This window comes from Citrobacter freundii complex sp. CFNIH9 (assembly GCF_002903305.1).
Classification (GTDB): domain Bacteria; phylum Pseudomonadota; class Gammaproteobacteria; order Enterobacterales; family Enterobacteriaceae; genus Citrobacter; species Citrobacter portucalensis.
Genome location: NZ_CP026238.1, coordinates 3,086,564 through 3,106,255, shown reverse-complemented (window position 1 = coordinate 3,106,255; position 19,692 = coordinate 3,086,564). Strand labels below are relative to the sequence as shown.

Here is a 19,692-nt window from a genome sequence, read left to right as displayed (position 1 = left end):
CCTGTAAAAACATACCAGGCAGGATCCATAAATTGTGAAATTAGAAAATCAATTTGCGGTCAGACGTTGCCAGATTGCTGATACGTATTTGACCTGATGCCGGGCATCAGAAAGTGCATTGTGCATGTCACCTTCAAACGGGATGTCGAAGCGCGGATTTATACCGACAGATTTACCCAGTTCGACCATGGTCCTTACGTCCCTGTCATTCCAGAACGGAACAGCGAAGGGGGTATCTGTTAACGCGTATGCGCGGCGAAGAATGACGTTATCAAACGAGCAACCATTACCCCATAACTGAACTGTGTGGCTTCCGTTAGCAGCGTTTTCAGCAATAAAGTCAGCCAGGAGTTCGAGGGTCTCAAGCAACCCCATGGCTTCATCAACAAGAATGGCAGAGCGGGCTTCAGATGATTGTTTCAACCACCACTGAATCGTCGACGCATCCGGTTTCATGCCAAACGACATCGATGACTCCAGACTGACAACCTGGTAAAACTCGGCACCAGTGTTACCAGTTGAAGGATCAAAAAATACTGCGCCAATAGAGACTATTGGGGCATCAGGACTGTTGCCCATAGTTTCCATATCAACCATCAGGTGAGTATAAAAAGCGTTCAGGGGATCCGTATCAATATGGTGAACGGGTTCATTATTCAGAGAAGCTGACGCGTCACCAGTTGCATCAGCGCTTTTAACTGGCAAAACTGTTGTTTCGCTCTGAGACACTTCAGGATTAGCTTTGATTTCGTTGTTGTCAGTTTCTTCCATCTGCACATTGCTGGTGGCTTCCTCTGTATTGGTATTATGTAACTTATTCTCGACGGCGCGCTGGCGTACCTGGTCTACGACAGAAAGTGCGTGTGCTGGCTGGTTACCCATCAGGCCATCGATGGAGAACACGCCGTTGCCCATGTTAGCGATTTCTGGTTGTTCGACTCCTGCCTTCTGTTCAGCTGTGACTTTCTCGTTAACCTCGTTTTCCCAGCTTTTTTCTGGCACATGACCAGCCGCCAGCAGGGTTTCCTGGCATGGTGTTTCATGGTTGCTTTCTGTCAGGTTTGCGTTGATATAGGCCTGCAGCCGACCAGGAAATTTAACCAGTTCGGATGATGTACCGCGGATAAGCGCAAAGATAGCGGCTCGCGAATAGTCCAGAATGCCAGCGCTTTTTCGCAGTGCTTCCGACCATTCCTTAAAAGGACTCTCTTTTTTGGTGACGCTCTCTTTTGCCCGGCGGTAGACCCCACCCGGGATGTCGTAGATATTGAAATCCATTGGAAGAGTGGCCAGCGCAATCTCAACGTCGAGCGTATCCAGTGTATGAGCATAATCGGTATTGCGATCAGTCTTATTGCCACCACCAGCGTTCGTTCCAGTATCAGTGCGCTGAATCTGCGACACACGATTTCCCTTACACCACTCTTTAACCAGCAATCCGCGGTCAATGTGTTCAGTACTGAACCAGGCCTTAAAAAACTGAATTACGGTAGACAGATCCACTCGTTTACCATCAACCGGGAAAATAGTTTTTAGCGCGCTGACAATTTTCCAGATATCGATCTCTGGCGCTTTCCTGAATGGTTCTACATTCTCGGCGGCAAGCAGCAGGTTCTGCACATAGCTGTTATCCACATCCAGCTCAAGTTCCTGAATGGTTTTCTTCTGTTCAGTATCAATATGGTAAGCATATTCATCAGAAATAAACTGAGCCAAAAGGCGCTGGCGTAGCGGGAGAGTCGCAACGGTAATGAGTTCTGGCGTTACAGGTGGAACGGTGGGCTCATCACCCACAATTCGTGCTTTCTTATCGATAACCCACTCCTGCACGGTTTGAGTCCGCGCTTTCGGTTCCGCAATCCATTCGGTAATAAATTCCTCAAATGAAGCAATGTTATAGACCTGCTCACGGTCGAAGACTTCTTTTATTGCGTTTGCCAGGTTCCACTCGACATGAGCAGAAAGCTCTTTCGCCGCTGGCACATTTGCAACGGCCAGTAACAGGTTTTGTATATAGAGATCATTTTCGTCCAGTTCCATTTGTCCGATCTGGACGTGCCGCGCTTCACTGATTTCCTTCTCTTCACCGTCATTTAACAGGTGCGCAATCAGCCGCTGAGACAGGCGCAGGCGAGATATGGGGCGGAGCAATGCTGGCGCATCGCTGGTGGGTACATTGGCACTGGAGGTTTCAGGTTTTTGCTGGCTGGAAGCCTCCAGATTTTCATTATCCTGCTTCTGTTTCAGTTGCCACGTTTGCTGGTCTTCTGCCAGTTCGTAACGATCGCACCATGTGTCATCAAGTGTGCTTTCCTCAGGAAGATCGTCAACAACAAACCAGTTGGTGCGGACAGGTAATTGATAGTCGGCGCCACGACCGACGGCAATATTGTTGTCTTCGAGAATATTGAGGATTTCGCGTTCTGCACGGGAATCTGATTTCGCAGAGATCCAGCAAAACAGGTTTTTTGCCTCAGTTGCTTTCGCTTTGGCTTTAATAAGATACGCATACGTTAACATTGCGTTCGGGCTCCATAGGATTGTAAGATACCCGGCAGCTGATGATCGCCGCCTAAGGTAGTGGTTATTGGTCAAAACTCGTTCCGGAAAGCTTTGGTCGGCTGACCGGGTACTTAACCCGCCAAGCGCGGGTTTTGTGCTTTATGGGGTAGGGGATTTTCCCTGCACCAGCTGTGCAACGGGGACCCACTCCAGAGCATTCAGTACGGGTTCAAATGAATCAGGCGTGTGAGTAACGGCGCGAACGACGTCAGCCACGCTGGGGTTTGCTTTGCTAAGGTGGTACCCGCCACCAGCGCCACGCTGGCTGGTGACGATTTCACTGCTGCGCAGCTTCGAGAAAATCTGCTCGAGGTAAGATACAGACAGCTTTGATTCCTTACTGATAGATGCGACGGAAACAGGGCTGCCGTTATAAACCCTGTTGAGGATGGCAACCACCTGAACAGATGCCACCACACGTTTCATTCCAAACTCCATAGTCACTTCCTTACTGATGCTGGCAACAGCCATTGGTCAAACTCGTTATGAACGAACTGAAGTCTGTTGGTCGGCAGACGGGTCGCCCTTCTGGGCGAGCATGTAGCAAATCAGTCGAATGATTACTTCAATACGGTTTAGATGTACGGCCTGACACCGCACTGGTTTACGTGCGAAATCGATCATGGATTTATCCTCTTGCTTTGCCCTTGTCGCCAGGCTGGCGGAACGTTGAACCTGCTGCGTGTTAATGCTTGTCATCTCATCCGGTGATTCGTATGCCGCCGGCAGCTACTTCGTGGGCGTCCTGCCTTGATGACGCTTTTCAAACTGTGTTTATATTTAAACCCCAAATGTGTTTAAAAGTCAACACGGCATGTGTTTAAGGTGGCGAGGATGATAACGATATGGGAAAAGGGAAGGTGAAAGGCATAAAAAAACCAGCCAAGTAGGCTGGTTAGATTGTTAAAAATTGTAGCTTAATCGTCAGTTGGCTTTAATCGTCCCCGAAGGTACTTCTCGACATACTCATCAATTTCTTTCAGCCGCAATTGAAAGGTATCGATCATTCTGTCTTGTTCAGACTCCGGCAACTGGTCAAAAAGAGTAATCAACTTACGATGTTTTGGCGTTAACCATGATTCGGCGTGATCATCACCAAACATCAGTTCAGCCGGGCTAATTCCGAGAGCTTTAGATATCGTTATAGCGTCGTCAACGCCCACATTGCGGCGACCCGCTTCATAGTTCCCGATGCGTGACTGAGCCCACCCACATAACTCTGCGAGTTTAGATTGCGACATATTTTTCTGTTCGCGTAGCTGCTTCAGTCTGGCGGCAATTGCAGTGTTTATATTCATTACTGATTTTTACCACGTTACGTGTTAACGCTCAAAGAACGTTTCGTCTTGACTATCTAACACATTATGTGTTTAATTCAGCTAAACACTAGATGTGAGGACAAGATGAACAACATCGCCAAAGAACGGCAAGCGCTCGGTTTAACTCAAGAGCAATTAGCCAAATTATTCGGGTGGCGTCAGTCAAGGCTCTCAAATTATGAGAACGGAACACGTCAGCCTGGCCTACCGGAATGCAGATTGATTGTGGAGAAGCTTAACGAGTTAGGGCGCACCTGCTCTCTTGATAGTGTATTTCCGCCACAAAGCGAGGTCTGAAAGATGCAATCAGTAGCTTATACCCATAATAAACCACGAGTAGCCGCTGCGGTGAAATCGCAAAATCAATTTAAACCCCAGCGACGCGACAGCATTCAGCACCGCGTCATATTGGCAGCCGTTCGTGAATGGGAATCGACATTACCAGGACAGGCACAGGAACGGATCGCTCAGCTGGTGGCTGAAGAGTGGGCCAAGGCAGATGGTCGTGGAATTGCTGTTAATAAACAGAATTTATTTCGATATCTGAAAAACGGAGGAGGGTCAGAAAAGTACACGGCTTACGTGATGCAGCTGTCAGGCTCAATCATCGCCGCTATGCCAGTTCAGATTGCCAGGAAGCACGGGTTAAGTAATGCGAGCACAGAGGCGGAGCTGGTGGCTAACGCTATCAAAGAATGCAGTGAGGCACACCAGGCGAAATTAATCGGTGCTCCGTTACAGAAGCTCGAGAAGGAGATTCGTGAAGCGGCAATCGCATTGTTCAACATGCTACCTGCTGACGCGGCGGGACCACTACTGGCGAGTATAAGCGCCGTAGCGCCGCAATTGTTTTAATCGAGTTTTGACCAATGACCATTATTACTGCAACTCGCGGGGTGAAGTATGCCTAATCCTTTGGCTAAGGCCATGCCTAAGAGTAAGGCTAGTAACGAGCCTTACCGTAAGGTGAAGATTACCATGTGGGATGATCCTAAGTTTCGAGCCTTATCACCACTCCCGCCAAGTGGGCAGAGTCTGTTTATTTACCTGCTTACTGGACCATTCACAGGGATTATTCCCGGGCTGTATAAGGCGGGAAGGGCGGCTATGGCCGAAGAATTAAACTGGGATGTCGAAGCCTTCGACTTAGCCTTAGGTGAAGCCATAGCGTTAGGTATGGTGGAAGCCGATCTTAAAGCCAGAGTTTTTTGGTTGCCTAATGCGGTGAAACATAACCCGCCAGCATCAGTAAACGTGATCAAATCCTGGGCAAGATCGTTTGAATTACTGCCTGAATGTTCACTGAAAGATAAAGCATATGAAGCTCTCAAAGCCGCCTGCTACGGGGTTTCTGACGCTATGGGGATGGCTTTTGATAAGGCTTTCGCCTTGCCTAAGGATAAGGCTAAGTCTTTGGCTAAACCTTTGCCATCAGGTATCCAGAAAGCAGTTAGCAGTAAACAGATCTTAAACCCCTCTCTTAACGCGGGTGCGATGAAAAATCTGAATGGGGATGAACTGCCATCCCCGGCCATGCCCCGATACCTGGACGGTGTTGATGAACCGATCGGGAAATTCAGCATGGCAGATAGCTGGCTTCCCTCCAGAGACTTCCGACAGCGCGCCGCATCGTGGGGTATCACCCTGCCTGAACCAGATTACCTTCTGACTGAACTCGCAGAATTCACCGCGTATTGGGAGTCGGAAGGGAAAGTTTTTACACAAATCCAGTGGGAACAAAAATTTGCCCGACATGTAGCCCGGGTGAGAACGCAGGTAAAACCAGAAACCGGAGGTAACAGTCATGTGGGAGCAGGATCAGAACCAACAGCATCCCGGGCAGTTCAGCAAATTCAGTCAGCACACGCAGAGTGGCGCCGCAGGAATGGACTTGATGGCGACGGAAACAGCCTGGCGACTGTGGCAGGTCATGGGGGAGGTGTATTCGAACCGATGGACCCAGAAGAACGGGGCGGAGCCTTCGCCTATCTGGATAGCCCAGATAGGTTCGATGACTGAACAGCAAATTAGGTTGGTCTGTCAGCAATGCATGGAGCGCTGCGCGATGGGAAATACATGGCCGCCTGACCTGGCTGAGTTTGTTTCTCTGGTTTCAGAGAGTGGGGCGAATCCATTCGGACTGAAATCGGAGCAGGTTATGACGGAATACCGGCGCTGGCGCAATGAGTCATATCGGTATTCAGGAAGCGATAAATATCCATGGCCTCAGCCCGTGCTGTATCACATCTGCATCGAAATGCGCAGAACGGGCGTAGAACGACAAATGACAGAGGGGGAGCTGAAACGACTGGCAGAAAAGTTACTCACGAAGTGGTCGAAGCATGTTGGTAATGGACTAAGTGTCCCACCAATTCGACGTCAACTGGAAGCGCCGCGCCATCCGGCAGGACCAACGCCAGCACAATTACTGATAGATGAATACAGGCGTCGAAAAGCGGCAGGATTAACAAATTGAATAATGAACAATCAGTAAATCTGATATTAAAACCACATAGCCATCATATTCGAATTTTCGAATGTGATGGTTGACGACACTCAACTATTGCAGGAAACTACGGAGAGAATTCAGGAGACTAAAATGGCTGAACTAACTTCTCTACAACTCTTCAAAAACCTTTCCGATGAAACTCGGCTGGGCATCGTGTTGCTGCTTAGAGAAATGGGAGAGCTATGCGTGTGCGATCTCTGTACGGCGCTGGATCAGTCGCAGCCCAAGATCTCCCGTCATCTGGCAATGCTCCGGGAAAGTGGACTATTGCTGGATCGCAAGCAGGGCAAGTGGGTTCACTACCGCTTATCTCCGCATATTCCTTCATGGGCTGCTCAGGTAATTGAGCAGGCCTGGTTAAGCCAACAGGACGACGTACAGGCCATCGCCCGTAAGCTGGCATCTGCAAACTGCTCTGGTAGCGGTAAGGCTGTTTGCATCTAAAAAATTTGCCTGAACATATATGATTTTCCGAATGTGAGGTATTCAGAATGAAGACGTTAACGGTGTTTGACCCGGCAATGTGCTGCAGTACCGGCGTATGTGGCTCAGATGTCGATCAGGTTCTGGTTGATTTCTCTGCTGATGTGCAGTGGCTGAAAGGACGTGGCGTACAGGTTGAACGTTACAACCTGGCGCAGCAGCCCATGAGCTTTGTTCAGAATGAGAAAGCGAAAGCATTCCTCGAAGCATCTGGAGCAGAAGGGCTTCCGCTACTGCTGTTGGACGGTGAAACGGTGATGGCTGGGCGATACCCAAAACGCGCTGAGCTGGCTCGCTGGTTCGGTATTCCGCTGGAGAAGGTAGGGTTAGCTCCCACCAGCTGCTGTGGTGGTAATACTTCCTGTTGCTGAATATGTCAGGAGGACATATGAAATTCTTAGAGAACATCCCGCCTTACCTGTTTTTTACTGGCAAGGGAGGCGTAGGAAAAACGTCCATTTCCTGCGCGACGGCTATCCGCCTTGCCGAACAAGGTAAGCGGGTTTTGCTGGTCAGTACAGATCCGGCCTCCAATGTCGGCCAGGTATTCGATCAGGCTATCGGTAACACCATTCGCCCTGTGACAGCAGTTCATGGACTTTCCGCTCTGGAAATCGACCCGCAGGAAGCCGCCAAACAATACCGCTCCAGAATCGTTGATCCTATCAAAGGTCTTTTGCCTGATGACGTTGTTAACAGTATCAGCGAGCAGCTTTCAGGAGCCTGTACCACTGAGATTGCGGCGTTTGATGAGTTCACCGACTTATTGACAGACGCTTCCCTGCTGACCCGCTTCGATCATATCATTTTTGATACAGCGCCGACGGGCCACACGATTCGCCTTCTCCAGCTTCCCGGAGCCTGGAGTAGCTTCATTGAAAGTAATCCAGATGGTGCTTCCTGTCTTGGCCCAATGGCCGGGCTGGAAAAGCAGCGTGAGCAGTATGCTCATGCGGTAGAGGCGTTATCCGATCCTGAACGTACCCGCCTGGTTCTGGTTGCGCGACTGCAAAAATCTACGCTGCAGGAAGTCGCCCGCACCCATGAAGAACTCGCCGCAATTGGCCTGAAAAACCAATACCTGGTGATTAATGGTGTGCTGCCTAAAGCCGAAGCTGAACATGACTCCCTGGCCGCTGCGATATGGCAACGTGAGCAGGAGGCACTGGCAAATCTTCCTGCCGGTTTATCTGAGCTACCGACAGATACCCTATTACTACAGCCAGTCAATATGGTTGGTGTTTCAGCCTTGAAGGGACTGCTGGATACCGGTTCTGAGGCATTACCGCTCCCGGTAACGAACATCCAGTACACGCCTGAAAACTTATCGCTCTCTGGCCTGGTCGATGATATCGCTCGCAGTGAGCACGGCCTGATTATGTTGATGGGCAAAGGTGGCGTAGGTAAAACCACGATGGCAGCGGCTATCGCCGTCAGGCTGGCAGACATGGGATTTGACGTGCATCTCACGACCTCTGATCCTGCTGCGCACCTGAGTACAACGCTGAACGGCAGCCTCAAAAACCTTCAGGTCAGCCGCATCAACCCTCACGATGAAACCGAACGCTATCGCCAGCATGTTCTTGAGACGAAGGGAAGAGATCTGGACGAAGCAGGGAAACGGCTACTGGAAGAGGATTTGCGCTCTCCCTGTACTGAAGAAATTGCCGTGTTTCAGGCCTTTTCCTGGGTGATTCGTGAAGCGGGTAAACGGTTTGTTGTCATGGATACCGCCCCTACCGGACACACGCTGTTGCTGCTGGATGCGACCGGGGCTTACCACCGAGAGATTGCCAAAAAAATGGGGAGTAAAGGTCATTTTACTACCCCAATGATGCAGCTTCAGGATCCGGATAGAACCAAAGTTCTGCTTGTTACGCTTCCTGAAACCACACCGGTTCTGGAAGCTGCAAACCTGCAGGCTGACCTTGAAAGAGCGGGGATTCATCCGTGGGGCTGGATTATCAATAACAGCCTTTCCATTGCGGATACGCGTTCTCCGTTGCTTTGCCAGCGCGCCCGGCAGGAACGGCCTCAGATTGAGGCTGTTAAGAATCAGCACGCTGAGCGTATAGCGCTTGTTCCGGTGCTGGCGTCAGAGCCCGCCGGTATTGAAAAGCTCAGAGAGTTGATGAGTTAATTTTTTGGCATATACAGGGCGGCAAAGTCGCCCTGTCAGGAGGTTTTATGTTACTGGCAGGCGCTATTTTTGTCCTGACCATTGTTTTGGTTATCTGGCAACCGAAGGGATTAGGGATCGGCTGGAGTGCAATGCTGGGCGCGGGACTGGCTCTGATATCAGGCGTTGTGCATGTGGGCGATATTCCGGTGGTGTGGAATATCGTCTGGAACGCGACGGCGACCTTTATTGCCGTAATTATTATCAGCCTGCTGCTTGATGAGTCCGGTTTTTTCGAATGGGCAGCGCTGCACGTTTCCCGCTGGGGTAATGGTCGTGGACGTTTGCTCTTTACGTATATCGTCCTGCTCGGTGCGGCGGTGGCGGCACTGTTTGCCAACGATGGTGCGGCACTTATTCTGACGCCGATAGTCATTGCCATGCTGCTGGCATTAGGGTTCAGCAAAGGCACCACGCTGGCATTCGTCATGGCTGCCGGTTTTATTGCCGATACGGCCAGCCTGCCGCTTATCGTGTCGAACCTGGTGAATATAGTCTCGGCGGACTTCTTTGGACTGGGCTTCACTGAGTATGCGTCGGTAATGGTGCCGGTGGATATTGCCGCTATTATCGCCACGCTGGTGATGCTGCATCTGTTCTTCCGCAAAGATATTCCACCGACTTACGACCTGGCTCTCCTGAAAGCACCGGCAAAGGCGATTAAAGATCTGGCAACCTTCAGAACCGGCTGGATAGTTTTAATTCTTCTGCTGGTTGGGTTCTTTGTCCTCGAGCCGCTCGGTATTCCCGTTAGCGCAATTGCGGCTGTTGGAGCTGTGATCCTGTTTGCAGTAGCTAAACGAGGCCATGCCATTAACACCGGCAAAGTGCTGCGCGGTGCGCCATGGCAGATTGTCATCTTCTCATTGGGGATGTACTTGGTGGTCTACGGTCTGCGCAACGCCGGGCTAACCGAATACCTTTCAGGTGTGCTGAACGTACTGGCGGATAAAGGACTCTGGGCTGCGACGCTGGGTACTGGCTTCCTGACGGCTTTCCTGTCTTCCATCATGAACAACATGCCTACCGTGCTGGTTGGCGCTCTTTCTATCGATGGAAGCACTGCAACTGGCGTTATTAAAGAGGCAATGATCTACGCCAACGTGATTGGCTGCGATCTGGGCCCGAAAATTACACCTATTGGTAGCCTGGCAACGCTGCTCTGGCTGCACGTCCTTTCACAGAAGAATATGACCATCACCTGGGGATACTATTTCCGCACCGGGATCGTCATGACTCTGCCTGTGCTGTTTGTAACGCTGGCCGCGCTGGCGCTACGTCTCTCTTTCACTTTGTAATGAGATACTGATATGAGCAACATCACCATTTATCACAACCCGGCCTGCGGTACGTCGCGTAACACGCTTGAGATGATCCGCAACAGTGGTAATGAGCCGACCGTTATTCATTACCTTGAAAATCCACCGTCTCGCGATGTACTGGTCAAACTTATTGCGGATATGGGGATTACAGTACGGGCGCTGCTGCGTAAAAATGTCGAGCCTTATGAAGAACTGGGGCTTGCCGAAGATAAGTTTACTGACGATCAGTTAATCGGCTATATGCTGCAGCATCCGATCCTGATTAACCGCCCGATTGTGGTGACTCCACTAGGTACTAAACTATGTCGTCCTTCCGAGGTGGTTCTGGATATCCTTCCAGATGCTCAGAAAGCAGCTTTCGCCAAGGAAGACGGTGAAAAAGTCGTTGATGATTCAGGTAAAAGACTGAAATAGCCTACAAAAGAGCCGCCTATAATTGGGTGGCTCCTTTATCAAATGAAAACAATGTAATGCTTCAATTTAATTCTTTAGGCTGTTGATGCAACATTCTTCGCGTAGAAAATCAATAATCGACTCTAACTTGTCATATTGAGAAACGCAGATTAAGGAGCGGCTTTCGCGATTTTGTTTAACCAATCCTACAGAAACTAGAGCGGAGATATGATGGCTCAGTGTTGAAGCAGGAATCGCAAGTTGTTTTTGTAGATCGCCTACAGGTAAACCTTGCTCACCGGCTTTAACAAGGTGTTTGAATATAAACAAACGTGTCGGATGGCCTAGCTCTTTCATAGCTTTGGCGACTTCTTCTAGCTGCATGGTGCCTTCCTCATTCAGTAATATTTCGATAATACCAGAAATATGTTGCTCTTACACATATAATTCGAATATTCTAGAAATGTGGTTTATTGGAGGTTTTATGAATAGCTTGATTTCTATGTTTACTAGCGCAGCAGAGATGTTCCTGTTTCTGGCTGTCGAGTTATCAGTCCTTTTTTTTCTGATTAGTGCAGGTGTTAGCCTTATAAGACAAAAGATACCCGACCATAAGATTCAAAAAATGTTAGGTGCGAAAAAGGGGAAAGGGTACATTCTTGCATCGTTGTTAGGAGCTGTAACACCGTTTTGCAGTTGCTCTACAATTCCCATGTTACGCGGGCTCTTATCAGCAAAAGCAGGCTTTGGTCCAACACTTACATTCTTGTTTGTTTCGCCTCTGTTTAACCCGATAATCATTGGTCTGATGTGGGTTACTTTTGGTTGGAAAGTGACCCTGCTATACGCTGTTATAGCAGCTACAGTTTCCGTACTGGCAAGTATTTTGTTAGGGAAGGTGCGAATAAGCAGGTCATTTCTTCCCAAGCTGACTCGCTGATTAAAATTTCGCGGATCTGGGCCGATTTTTTTCCCGCAAACACATCGAATCAGCCTATTTAGGCTATTTTTTCCACCATTTCTGGCGTTATTTCCGGTTTTTACTGAGATCTCTCCCACTGACGTATCATTTGGTCCACCCGAAACAGGTTGGCCAGGGTGAATAACATCGCCAGTTGGTTATCGTTTTTCAGCAGCCCTTTGTATCTGGCTTTCACGAAGCCGAACTGCCGCTTGATGATGCGAAACGGGTGCTCCACCCTGGCACGGATGCTGGCTTTCATGTATTCGATGTTGATGGCCGTTTTGTTCTTGCGCGGATGCTGCTTCAAGGTTTTTACCCTGCCGGGACGCTCGGCGATCAGCCAGTCCACATCCACCTCGGCCAGCTCCTCGCGCTGTGGCGCTCCTTGGTAGCCGGCATCGGCTGAGACAAATTGCTCCTCTCCATGAAGCAGATTACCCAGCTGATTGAGGTCATGCTCGTTGGCCGCGGTGGTGACTAGGCTGTGGGTCAGGCCACTCTTGGCATCGACACCAATGTGGGCCTTCATGCCAAAGTGCCACTGATTGCCTTTCTTGGTCTGATGCATCTCCGGATCGCGTTGCTGCTCTTTGTTCTTGGTAGAGCTGGGTGCCTCAATGATGGTGGCATCCACCAAAGTGCCTTGGGTCATCATGACGCCTGCTTCGGCCAGCCAGCGATTGATGGTCTTGAACAATTGACGGGCCAGTTGATGCTGCTCGAGCAGGTGGCGGAAATTCATGATGGTGGTGCGATCCGGCAGGGCGCTATCCAGGGATAATCGGGCAAACAGGCGCATGGAGGCGATTTCGTACAGGGCATCTTCCATGGCACCGTCGCTCAGGTTGTACCAATGCTGCATGCAGTGAATACGCAGCATGGTCTCCAGCGGATAGGGCCGTCGGCCATTGCCCGCCTTGGGATAAAACGGCTCGATGACAGCGGTCATATTCTGCCATGGCAGAATCTGCTCCATGCGGGAGAGGAAAATCTCTTTTCGGGTCTGACGGCGCTTAGTGCTGAATTCACTATCGGCGAAGGTGAGTTGATGGCTCATGATGTCCCTCTGGGATGCGCTCCGGATGAATATGATGATCTCATATCAGGAACTTGTTCGCACCTTCCCTAGACAGAACCAGTGAAGATTGCAGGGGGCGAGCATATGAACGTTGTGAAATCACTCCTAATCAAAAATGTTATCCAAATTTAAGGACGTTGATAGCTCCGTACTTGCAATGGTGTTAAAACAACAAGTCCTTATAGAAATGAACCCGCTTCGGCGGGTTTTTTTTCATCAAATCTATAGGCTAAGGTTAACAATTTGTGCTCTTAAGTCATTGATCATTTCAAAGTATCGATGTACTGTATAAACATACAGTATATGCAGTGAGGGCTAATATGATAGTTGAACTAACCATTGATAGTACTAAAGATCTTCCAAAGGGAGCTGTTCCGGCACTGGAGAAAGAATTGCTTAAAAGGTTGGGCAACCACTATGAGAACTGCAGCCTGAGCATACGACGTGCAGGCTCCGATGGTTTAAGTGTGTTTGGGGGTGACAAGGAAGATAAAAAGAAAATAGAGACTATTCTCCAGGAAACCTGGGAAAGTGCTGACGACTGGTTTTATTAATTATTTTGGGTGTTACTTTGATCCCGTTTGCATGGGGGAGTTTAAGTGAAAGAAAAATCAGAATTGCCCAAAAAAGGCTACGCAGTCATAAGATGTCACGATGGAGTTATCGTTGCCAGGCTGCAATCATTTCCTGAGTGTGAGCGCGCCCTGATGTACCGTCGCGGTAACATGGTGTCTTTCATGCCTCTTCAGGATAATGAAATTATTGGTACACCTACGTTGTTTACTCAGATGCTGGAAAGGGCTGGTTATCGCGTTACCCAAAAATCTGTTACACTCCCGTCTTAGGCCTGAACAACCTATACCTGCTGCGCCACAGGAGAAAAGCCCCATGGCGCAAGATCAATTCAAGCAATCCCTCATTCTGACGTTAACCAACGCCAGCGATTTTCTTTTTGCCGCATCCAGAGGTGCGTTATGAAGAAAAGCTGGTTTCTACATACTCAACTCACCACTGACCAGGCTGACGAACTGGAAGCCCGCTATCGCGCAAAGCATATTAAGACCGAGCGTAGTCTGGATAATGACTTCATTCACTGGACGATCAGCGCGTTCTTGCCAGAAGCATCTAAGCCTCCTCGCCAGGACAGAACCTGGCAACAACGGATCTGGAGGTGAATGTGAAAGTCTACGATATCACCCCAATGGGCAAGCCCAGAATGACGCGCGCTGACAAATGGAAAAAGCGCCCCGAGGTTCTGCGTTACCGGGCTTTCTGTGATGAAGTTCGTTTGCAGCGTGTTGAGCTGGCGGAAAGCGGGTCGCATGTCACCTTCATTCTTCCGATGCCAGCGAGCTGGAGCAAAAAGAAACGGGCTGAGTTCAACGGTAAACCACACCAGGCTAAACCTGATTTCGACAACATGATGAAAGCCCTGATGGATGCTATTTACGAAGATGACGCTCACATCTGGGATTCACGCGTAACAAAATTATGGGGAGAGAAGGGACAAATAATTATCGGGGAGATAGCAGAATGAGGGCGTTGCTTAAACCCGTGGTTGCGTGTGAGCTTGGAATTGTGCTGCTCAAGCCGGGCAGTGAGCTGATGTCATTATTCAGTTCTGAGCGTGTGCTGGTGGAAAGCCAGCCGGCAGGGATGGAACGGTTGCCTGCTGGCCGTGTTCCTGACGTTCGCCAGCCGCTTGCGTGTGACGAGTCCCTGAGACTGTTCTTCCTGGATGAAAAAGTTATTAAGGCTGCTGGTGGTTTGAGTGGCCTTGATTACTGGCTTATGCGTTATGGCGGCCAATGCTGTCAGTGGCCACACAGCGATTACCATTATCACGAGTTAACCATCCTGCGCCATGAACCCGGATCGGTTCTTCTGTGTGGACATTGTGATAACCATTTGCGCGACCACTACAGCGAACAACTTGCAGAGCTGGCGAGATGTAATGTTATTAGCTGGATTATCAACAGCATTATGGTGGCGCTGAATCAGGATCCTTCCAGAGAACTGTCGCTGGCGGAGCTATGCTGGTGGGCGGTACGTATGGGTGTTACCGACGCAATTCCCGATTCAGTAGCCAGGCGGGCGCTTCGTATTCCTTCGGAAGATCATAAGTCAGTCATGCATGAATGCGACATCGAACCGGGTCTAACCGCCACCAGCATCATTACAGCCAAAGCCAGCACAGTAACCGTGAACATGCCACCAGCGCAGGTGCCTGCGGTTAAGCCCGTAGTTGGTGTTCTGGTCGATCCTGAGTCCCCGCAAACCTATATGAAACGTCCAAAGCATATCCGTTGGACGGCTCCCCGATATCTGGAATGGATTAAAACACAGCCCTGCGAATGCTGCGGCAAACCATCAGATGACCCACACCATTTAATTGGCTGGGGGCAGGGAGGTATGGCAACGAAGGCGCATGATATTTTCGCGATCCCCCTGTGTCGTCAGTGCCATACAGAACTACATAACGACCCGGTGAAGTTTGAGCAAAAATATGTTCCTCAGCCGGTAATGATAATCAGAGTGCTGGACCGGGCTTATGGGCTTGGTGTTCTGGCGTAAGGAGAAGAATCGGATGACACCACGTCAACGCCGCAATCATTTCGAAGCACTGGGTCAAGCAGCAACAGCGCCTCGTAAAAGCTGGCTGGGTAAATGTATTCTCCTTACGGGGATCCAGTCTGGATGGATTAAATCCCTGCTCACCACATGGGGAGAAGGTGTGGGAGGAAAAACTGCACCCCGTATGCCGCGGAGCCATGCATGCTGGAATGTGCTTAAGGGACGGAACTGGTCAGATAAGGCACTCGAGCGATTCACCGTTGCGTTAAATCAGGCGAGAGAAGAGGGATTCCGTGGGCAGCAGGCAATGAACAGGGCGCACAGCATTCTATGGCCGCAGTCACCCGCCAGTGTGATTGACGAAGCCCTGCATAATGATGATGTCGATTTTGTTGAGCAATGCGTGCTGCAGGCGCTGGATATAAACGATCCGGTGTATGTGGTAGGTCTTCAGTATTACACCACACGAAAAAAGATCTCAGACATAACCCGGGAGCTGCAGGCGATTGCGCCATGGTTAACTGATGGGGAGGCGAGAAAGCGCGTGCGCTGGTGCCTAGAAATATTCAGAGCAAAGGTCTTTTTGGAAGCACGCAAACAACTATCTGAATAGACTTAATGAACCATTTTTTAGCTATTAGTGCTATTTTTTTTATGGTGGAGTTGAAAACGGGCCAGAAAATCAGATAATTCATTCATGCTTGGCAGAGCTGCGCCACGATGGCAGCGACGAAAAGCGAACAATTTGAATATAACGAGAACCCCGCCAGCGCGGGGTTTTTGCTTTCCGGCGATACGACAGGGGTATTCGCGAGGTGCATAGCACCAGTACCCCTGTCATATCGTCGTTCCTCAATCATCCACAAGAAGACAATGCCTCGCAACTAAGCGGAGCCTTTTCATTTCAGTGACTTGAATATTCTGAAAGTGCTCACATTATTTGAATGGACTGTGCGAACTATGTATTATCCTGCTCCCGGCCCTTTAGCTCAGTTGGTTAGAGCGTGCGGCTCATAATCGCCCGGTCGCTGGTTCAAGTCCAGCAAGGGCCACCAACCGCCACTAGCTCATCGGGAAGAGCGACAACATAATGTTGTAGTACGAGGTTCGGGGCCCCGGTGGCGGACCAGATCAAACCAAATACCCCAGCCTTCCACCCGGCGGGTATAGTGTTAATCTTTTATGGGTGACAGCGCTTGGTGGGTATTGATTCTGTTATCAACATTAGACAGCGTAAACCAAAAACATGATAAACATGAAGGTTGATGCCAGGGCTTTAAGCCCAGTGCTCCAGTCATGAAGGCTATATTGTTTTTTCAATAAATACTCCCATGAATAGTTTGTTGCACCCAGGTCATGCCGCCTTTCTGTGCAGATCTTCGCAAATCCCCAGTTCATGCCCGGGAGGGGTATTGAATCGTGGCGAATCTCATCTCAGCGAGAGTTGTCCAATCACAGTCCCTGATGCTTCACGCACTATGCTGTGATTCCGGCTGGGCGTTCCAGTTTATTCCGTATTATAACCTTTACAAATAAAGTAAGACCATTAATGCGACCAGAAGAAAAGCAACCGTGATGAATACAAGCACATTCCTAAATCGCTCTCTTCGAGCCGCTTTCACAAAAGGGTTAGCTACGAGGCAGTGTGAACATATCAGAGATTCTGGGGCGATAAGTTTTCCACAAAAAGGGCAGGGTTTGGTGATCATTTGTACTAATTGAATTTTAAGAACGTACTCTAATTTAACCACACTTATCGAGTTATTTTAATAAAGTATCTGATTTTTCAGACAGACTCATCAATTTCAGGCTCACGGGAATCATCCGCTACGTGCTTTGTTGATAAATCCAGTCCGTGAAGCCTGATCCTTTCACACACAGCGCCATCCGAAAAATCGGAGGTGAGGCTATGACCAGAATGAGCACCATTTACAGCAGACTTTCATATGGAACAGGAACCACGCTGACCGGCTGCGGTGTATCAGCGAAGGCATATGCCGAAACAGCAAAAACAGCAAAAGAGGTGTCCTGGATGTTGGCCGACAGAATTGCAGGGTTAAGCCTGAGCGACTGGGCAATTATTGTCGGTATCGCATGCACTGTTATCACCTGCGCAGTGAACTGGTATTACAGGAAAAAGGAAAGGGAGGACCGGCTTAATGGAAATGTCACCAAAGCTGAAGAATAAACTGAGCGCAGCGGTCGTTGGTTTGATTCTTGGCGGAGCTTCCGCACCTGTGATTCTCGATCAGTTTCTGGATGAGAAAGAGGGTAATAGCCTTACGGCATATCGCGACGGTGGTGGACTCTGGACCATATGCCGTGGCGCCACGATGGTTGATGGAAAGCCAGTAGTCCAGGGCATGAAACTGTCTGCTGAGAAATGCGCCCAGGTGAACACCATAGAACGCGACAAGGCGCTGGCGTGGGTAGCGCGAAATATCAAGGTACCACTGACCGAACCACAGAAAGCCGGGATTGCATCTTTCTGCCCATACAACATCGGCCCCGGAAAATGTTTCCCGTCTACGTTCTATAAGCGAATTAATGCTGGCGACCGTAGAGGTGCCTGTGAAGCGATCCGCTGGTGGATTAAAGACGGCGGGCGCGATTGTCGCCTGACCAAAGGCCAGAAAAATGGCTGCTATGGTCAGGTAGAACGGCGCGACCAGGAAAGCGCGTTGACGTGCTGGGGGATAGACCAGTGAACAGAAGCCTCGTTGTTGTTGGGATGGCAGCTATCATCTTCATCGCGGTGCTCTGCGTGCTGCTGTCCCGCAGCGATGCCGCTTTGGCCACATCCGAAAGTGACAATCGGGTACTGCGCAGCGACAACGCACTACAGGCGACGGTAATAACCACGCAGGCTTTCAACTTCAACCGGTTTAATCAGGTAGCCGAGAACGCCAATCGCCTTAACTCACTGATAGATGCCAGCACCGAGAAAACAGTGATCGAATACCGGGAGATTCTCCGACGTGAAAAAACCTGTGATATGCCTGTTCCTGCTGATGTCGCTGGTGGGCTGCTCAACTACGCGAACCGTTTACGTGCCAGCGCAATGTACTCCGATTCCGGGGACGCTGACGCAGCCAGTGATAGTCCCGTTGCCTCCAGCGCGCTGACGTACTGCCAGGCCGTACTCTGGATTAAACCTCTTCTTGCAGCAATAGAGAAGGCAAACAACCAACTTGCAGGGATTAGAGAAATTGAAGAGATAAAAAGGTAGAGGAAGGTTGGAAGCGATGTGGGTAATTAGAAAACATAAAAATAATCTCGCCCTATAGGATTATGTAAATTAATTGTAAGTATAGTTTTTTAATTTCTCATTAATTAATGACATGGGTGTGCTTGCGCGAAATAATAACCGCCTCGTTAATTTTTATGGTTTTTTTTGACTATACTATAACCACAGCGACTTGCTGGAGAATAAATTGGAGTTTTCCATGAATTTTTACTCAATGAACATATCTCCTGATCAATCTAAGAACAAGGATAGAAAAAATGATGATGAGGAAAAGAATAAAACTAAAAAAACACAAAAGTAAACATAATATTTTGTTGTTTTCTTAGTAATTTAAAGGTGGTTTTATGACAGACCGTCCTGATATAATTGATCCGATGCCTGAAGATTTACCCTTCCCTGGAGAAGATAAACCTATTTATCCAGATGACGGAGAACCCTCAGAGCCAGATGATCCAGAAATTGAAAGGGATTCTCCTAAATGATACGCATCATAATAAACCGTCGTAATCTAGGCGGTTTTTTATGTATTGAGAATTCGATTAGAACTTCGTATAAATGAAATTTAAAATAATAAGCAATGTTGTTTATTTTTGCTACTTAAGCGTTCTACGGTTTAAATGGCTCGGTGTGAGCCATTTATTATTTAACGCCGCCCAATCAAAAAACCAATTATAAACGCGGTTGTCGCAGCTACGGCGACGCACGTCATTGGATTGGATTCTATCTGACTCTTGATGTTATCTGTACTTGTTCGCACTGCATCCCCTGCTCTGGATGCGTATTTTCTTGCTGTATCATTAAATTTATGGTCAGGTGACTCCAGAGCCTCACCATAACTTTCCTCCAGCTCACCATGAATAATATGGTTTTTATCTTTTTTTATACCAAACATAAACTAAATCTCCAATAATTAGCGATCTATAAAGTATAGCAGTTAGAATAAATGCACATGGGAAACGCTGATAATGATTTGATTTATATTAAAATGTTCTAATAATTTTATTTGATATGTTTTCAGGAGCTATAGGAGATATGCTATGTGATATCTAACCTATAATCAAA

Annotated in this window: 25 protein-coding genes, 1 tRNA gene and 2 pseudogenes; 21 read left to right on the top strand and 7 right to left on the bottom strand. The window is 48.9% G+C overall.

Annotated elements, in window-relative coordinates; genetic code table 11:
* Positions 1-48: 48 nt before the first annotated feature.
* The 4 genes and pseudogenes from C2U43_RS16025 to C2U43_RS16010 all read right to left on the bottom strand — a co-directional run bounded on the left by C2U43_RS16025 (position 49) and on the right by C2U43_RS16010 (position 3,860).
* Complete coding sequence (locus tag C2U43_RS16025; RefSeq protein WP_103285480.1) at positions 49-2,520, bottom strand: exonuclease; 2,472 nt, start codon at positions 2,518-2,520, stop codon at positions 49-51.
* A 141-nt stretch (positions 2,521-2,661) separates the two neighbouring features.
* Positions 2,662-3,000 carry an RrF2 family transcriptional regulator gene (locus tag C2U43_RS16020; RefSeq protein WP_225280726.1) on the bottom strand — a complete coding sequence of 113 codons (339 nt, stop codon included), beginning with the start codon at positions 2,998-3,000 and terminating at the stop codon, positions 2,662-2,664.
* A gap of 45 nt (positions 3,001-3,045) precedes the next feature.
* Positions 3,046-3,192, bottom strand: a pseudogene (locus tag C2U43_RS16015) (hypothetical protein); the annotation flags it as partial.
* Positions 3,193-3,479: 287 nt separating this feature from the next.
* On the bottom strand, positions 3,480-3,860 hold the full coding sequence (locus tag C2U43_RS16010; protein ID WP_003832307.1) for a helix-turn-helix domain-containing protein: 381 nt from the start codon (positions 3,858-3,860) through the stop codon (positions 3,480-3,482).
* Between the two features lie 66 nt (positions 3,861-3,926).
* Here C2U43_RS16010 and C2U43_RS16005 point away from each other — a divergent pair, with 66 nt between their 5' ends.
* From C2U43_RS16005 to arsC, 9 genes are all read left to right on the top strand, one after another.
* Positions 3,927-4,178, top strand: coding sequence for a helix-turn-helix domain-containing protein (locus C2U43_RS16005; RefSeq protein ID WP_306458484.1), 252 nt, complete (start codon positions 3,927-3,929; stop codon positions 4,176-4,178).
* A gap of 3 nt (positions 4,179-4,181) precedes the next feature.
* The gene (locus C2U43_RS16000) at positions 4,182-4,736 is read left to right on the top strand and encodes a toxin YdaT family protein (RefSeq protein ID WP_103285479.1); all 555 of its coding nucleotides are present in this window, start codon (positions 4,182-4,184) and stop codon (positions 4,734-4,736) included.
* A gap of 252 nt (positions 4,737-4,988) precedes the next feature.
* Positions 4,989-5,900 carry a DnaT-like ssDNA-binding domain-containing protein gene (locus tag C2U43_RS29820; RefSeq protein ID WP_224759863.1) on the top strand — a complete coding sequence of 304 codons (912 nt, stop codon included), beginning with the start codon at positions 4,989-4,991 and terminating at the stop codon, positions 5,898-5,900.
* Positions 5,812-6,357: a replication protein P gene (locus tag C2U43_RS15990; protein WP_122984015.1), complete on the top strand. Its 546-nt coding sequence runs from the start codon at positions 5,812-5,814 to the stop codon at positions 6,355-6,357. Before C2U43_RS29820 ends, C2U43_RS15990 begins: the two co-directional genes overlap by 89 nt.
* Positions 6,358-6,480: 123 nt before the next feature.
* Positions 6,481-6,834 (top strand): As(III)-sensing metalloregulatory transcriptional repressor ArsR, encoded by a 354-nt coding sequence (gene arsR, locus C2U43_RS15985; RefSeq protein WP_044700602.1) that lies wholly within the window; start codon positions 6,481-6,483, stop codon positions 6,832-6,834.
* A gap of 47 nt (positions 6,835-6,881) precedes the next feature.
* Positions 6,882-7,244 carry an arsenite efflux transporter metallochaperone ArsD gene (gene arsD, locus C2U43_RS15980; RefSeq protein ID WP_000855179.1) on the top strand — a complete coding sequence of 121 codons (363 nt, stop codon included), beginning with the start codon at positions 6,882-6,884 and terminating at the stop codon, positions 7,242-7,244.
* Between the two features lie 17 nt (positions 7,245-7,261).
* Positions 7,262-9,013, top strand: a complete 1,752-nt coding sequence (arsA, locus tag C2U43_RS15975; RefSeq protein WP_103285478.1) for an arsenite efflux transporter ATPase subunit ArsA — start codon at positions 7,262-7,264, stop codon at positions 9,011-9,013.
* A gap of 47 nt (positions 9,014-9,060) precedes the next feature.
* Complete coding sequence (arsB, locus tag C2U43_RS15970) at positions 9,061-10,350, top strand: arsenite efflux transporter membrane subunit ArsB (protein ID WP_023305191.1); 1,290 nt, start codon at positions 9,061-9,063, stop codon at positions 10,348-10,350.
* A gap of 12 nt (positions 10,351-10,362) precedes the next feature.
* Positions 10,363-10,788 carry a glutaredoxin-dependent arsenate reductase gene (gene arsC / locus C2U43_RS15965; protein ID WP_103285477.1) on the top strand — a complete coding sequence of 142 codons (426 nt, stop codon included), beginning with the start codon at positions 10,363-10,365 and terminating at the stop codon, positions 10,786-10,788.
* A gap of 66 nt (positions 10,789-10,854) precedes the next feature.
* Here the strand turns inward: arsC and C2U43_RS15960 are convergent, their stop codons facing one another.
* Positions 10,855-11,151: an ArsR/SmtB family transcription factor gene (locus C2U43_RS15960; RefSeq protein ID WP_065554936.1), complete on the bottom strand. Its 297-nt coding sequence runs from the start codon at positions 11,149-11,151 to the stop codon at positions 10,855-10,857.
* Positions 11,152-11,251: 100 nt separating this feature from the next.
* Between C2U43_RS15960 and C2U43_RS15955 the strand changes: the two are divergent.
* Positions 11,252-11,689 (top strand): annotated as a pseudogene (locus tag C2U43_RS15955) (permease); the annotation flags it as partial.
* Positions 11,690-11,807: 118 nt separating this feature from the next.
* On the opposite strand, the gene C2U43_RS15945 reads toward C2U43_RS15955, so the two are convergent.
* Positions 11,808-12,788, bottom strand: a complete 981-nt coding sequence (locus C2U43_RS15945) for an IS5-like element ISKpn26 family transposase (RefSeq protein ID WP_000019450.1) — start codon at positions 12,786-12,788, stop codon at positions 11,808-11,810.
* A 341-nt stretch (positions 12,789-13,129) separates the two neighbouring features.
* Here C2U43_RS15945 and C2U43_RS15940 point away from each other — a divergent pair, with 341 nt between their 5' ends.
* The 11 genes from C2U43_RS15940 (at position 13,130) to C2U43_RS29600 (ending at position 19,112) form a co-directional block, all read left to right on the top strand.
* Positions 13,130-13,363 (top strand): DinI family protein, encoded by a 234-nt coding sequence (locus C2U43_RS15940; protein ID WP_065554934.1) that lies wholly within the window; start codon positions 13,130-13,132, stop codon positions 13,361-13,363.
* A 45-nt stretch (positions 13,364-13,408) separates the two neighbouring features.
* Complete coding sequence (locus C2U43_RS15935) at positions 13,409-13,654, top strand: hypothetical protein (protein WP_100272205.1); 246 nt, start codon at positions 13,409-13,411, stop codon at positions 13,652-13,654.
* A gap of 129 nt (positions 13,655-13,783) precedes the next feature.
* Positions 13,784-13,984 carry a hypothetical protein gene (locus C2U43_RS15930; protein WP_065554933.1) on the top strand — a complete coding sequence of 67 codons (201 nt, stop codon included), beginning with the start codon at positions 13,784-13,786 and terminating at the stop codon, positions 13,982-13,984.
* 2 nt (positions 13,985-13,986) lie between these two features.
* Positions 13,987-14,346 carry a RusA family crossover junction endodeoxyribonuclease gene (locus C2U43_RS15925; protein ID WP_065554932.1) on the top strand — a complete coding sequence of 120 codons (360 nt, stop codon included), beginning with the start codon at positions 13,987-13,989 and terminating at the stop codon, positions 14,344-14,346.
* Positions 14,343-15,383, top strand: a complete 1,041-nt coding sequence (locus C2U43_RS15920; protein WP_103285476.1) for a DUF968 domain-containing protein — start codon at positions 14,343-14,345, stop codon at positions 15,381-15,383. The genes C2U43_RS15925 and C2U43_RS15920 overlap by 4 nt, the downstream gene beginning before the upstream one ends.
* 13 nt (positions 15,384-15,396) lie before the next feature.
* On the top strand, positions 15,397-15,996 hold the full coding sequence (locus C2U43_RS15915) for a hypothetical protein (protein ID WP_080626324.1): 600 nt from the start codon (positions 15,397-15,399) through the stop codon (positions 15,994-15,996).
* Positions 15,997-16,361: 365 nt separating this feature from the next.
* Positions 16,362-16,438 (top strand) — tRNA-Ile (locus C2U43_RS15910).
* Positions 16,439-17,292: 854 nt separating this feature from the next.
* The gene (locus tag C2U43_RS15900) at positions 17,293-17,571 is read left to right on the top strand and encodes a phage holin (protein WP_003832349.1); all 279 of its coding nucleotides are present in this window, start codon (positions 17,293-17,295) and stop codon (positions 17,569-17,571) included.
* Positions 17,543-18,091 (top strand): lysozyme, encoded by a 549-nt coding sequence (locus tag C2U43_RS15895; RefSeq protein ID WP_103285475.1) that lies wholly within the window; start codon positions 17,543-17,545, stop codon positions 18,089-18,091. The genes C2U43_RS15900 and C2U43_RS15895 overlap by 29 nt, the downstream gene beginning before the upstream one ends.
* Before the next feature lie 23 nt (positions 18,092-18,114).
* Positions 18,115-18,612 (top strand): hypothetical protein, encoded by a 498-nt coding sequence (locus tag C2U43_RS15890; RefSeq protein ID WP_080626323.1) that lies wholly within the window; start codon positions 18,115-18,117, stop codon positions 18,610-18,612.
* Positions 18,613-18,974: 362 nt separating this feature from the next.
* Positions 18,975-19,112, top strand: a complete 138-nt coding sequence (locus C2U43_RS29600; RefSeq protein ID WP_182315670.1) for a hypothetical protein — start codon at positions 18,975-18,977, stop codon at positions 19,110-19,112.
* 161 nt (positions 19,113-19,273) lie between these two features.
* On the opposite strand, the gene C2U43_RS15885 is transcribed toward C2U43_RS29600, so the two are convergent.
* Positions 19,274-19,522 (bottom strand): hypothetical protein, encoded by a 249-nt coding sequence (locus C2U43_RS15885; protein WP_080625351.1) that lies wholly within the window; start codon positions 19,520-19,522, stop codon positions 19,274-19,276.
* Positions 19,523-19,692 lie beyond the last annotated feature (170 nt).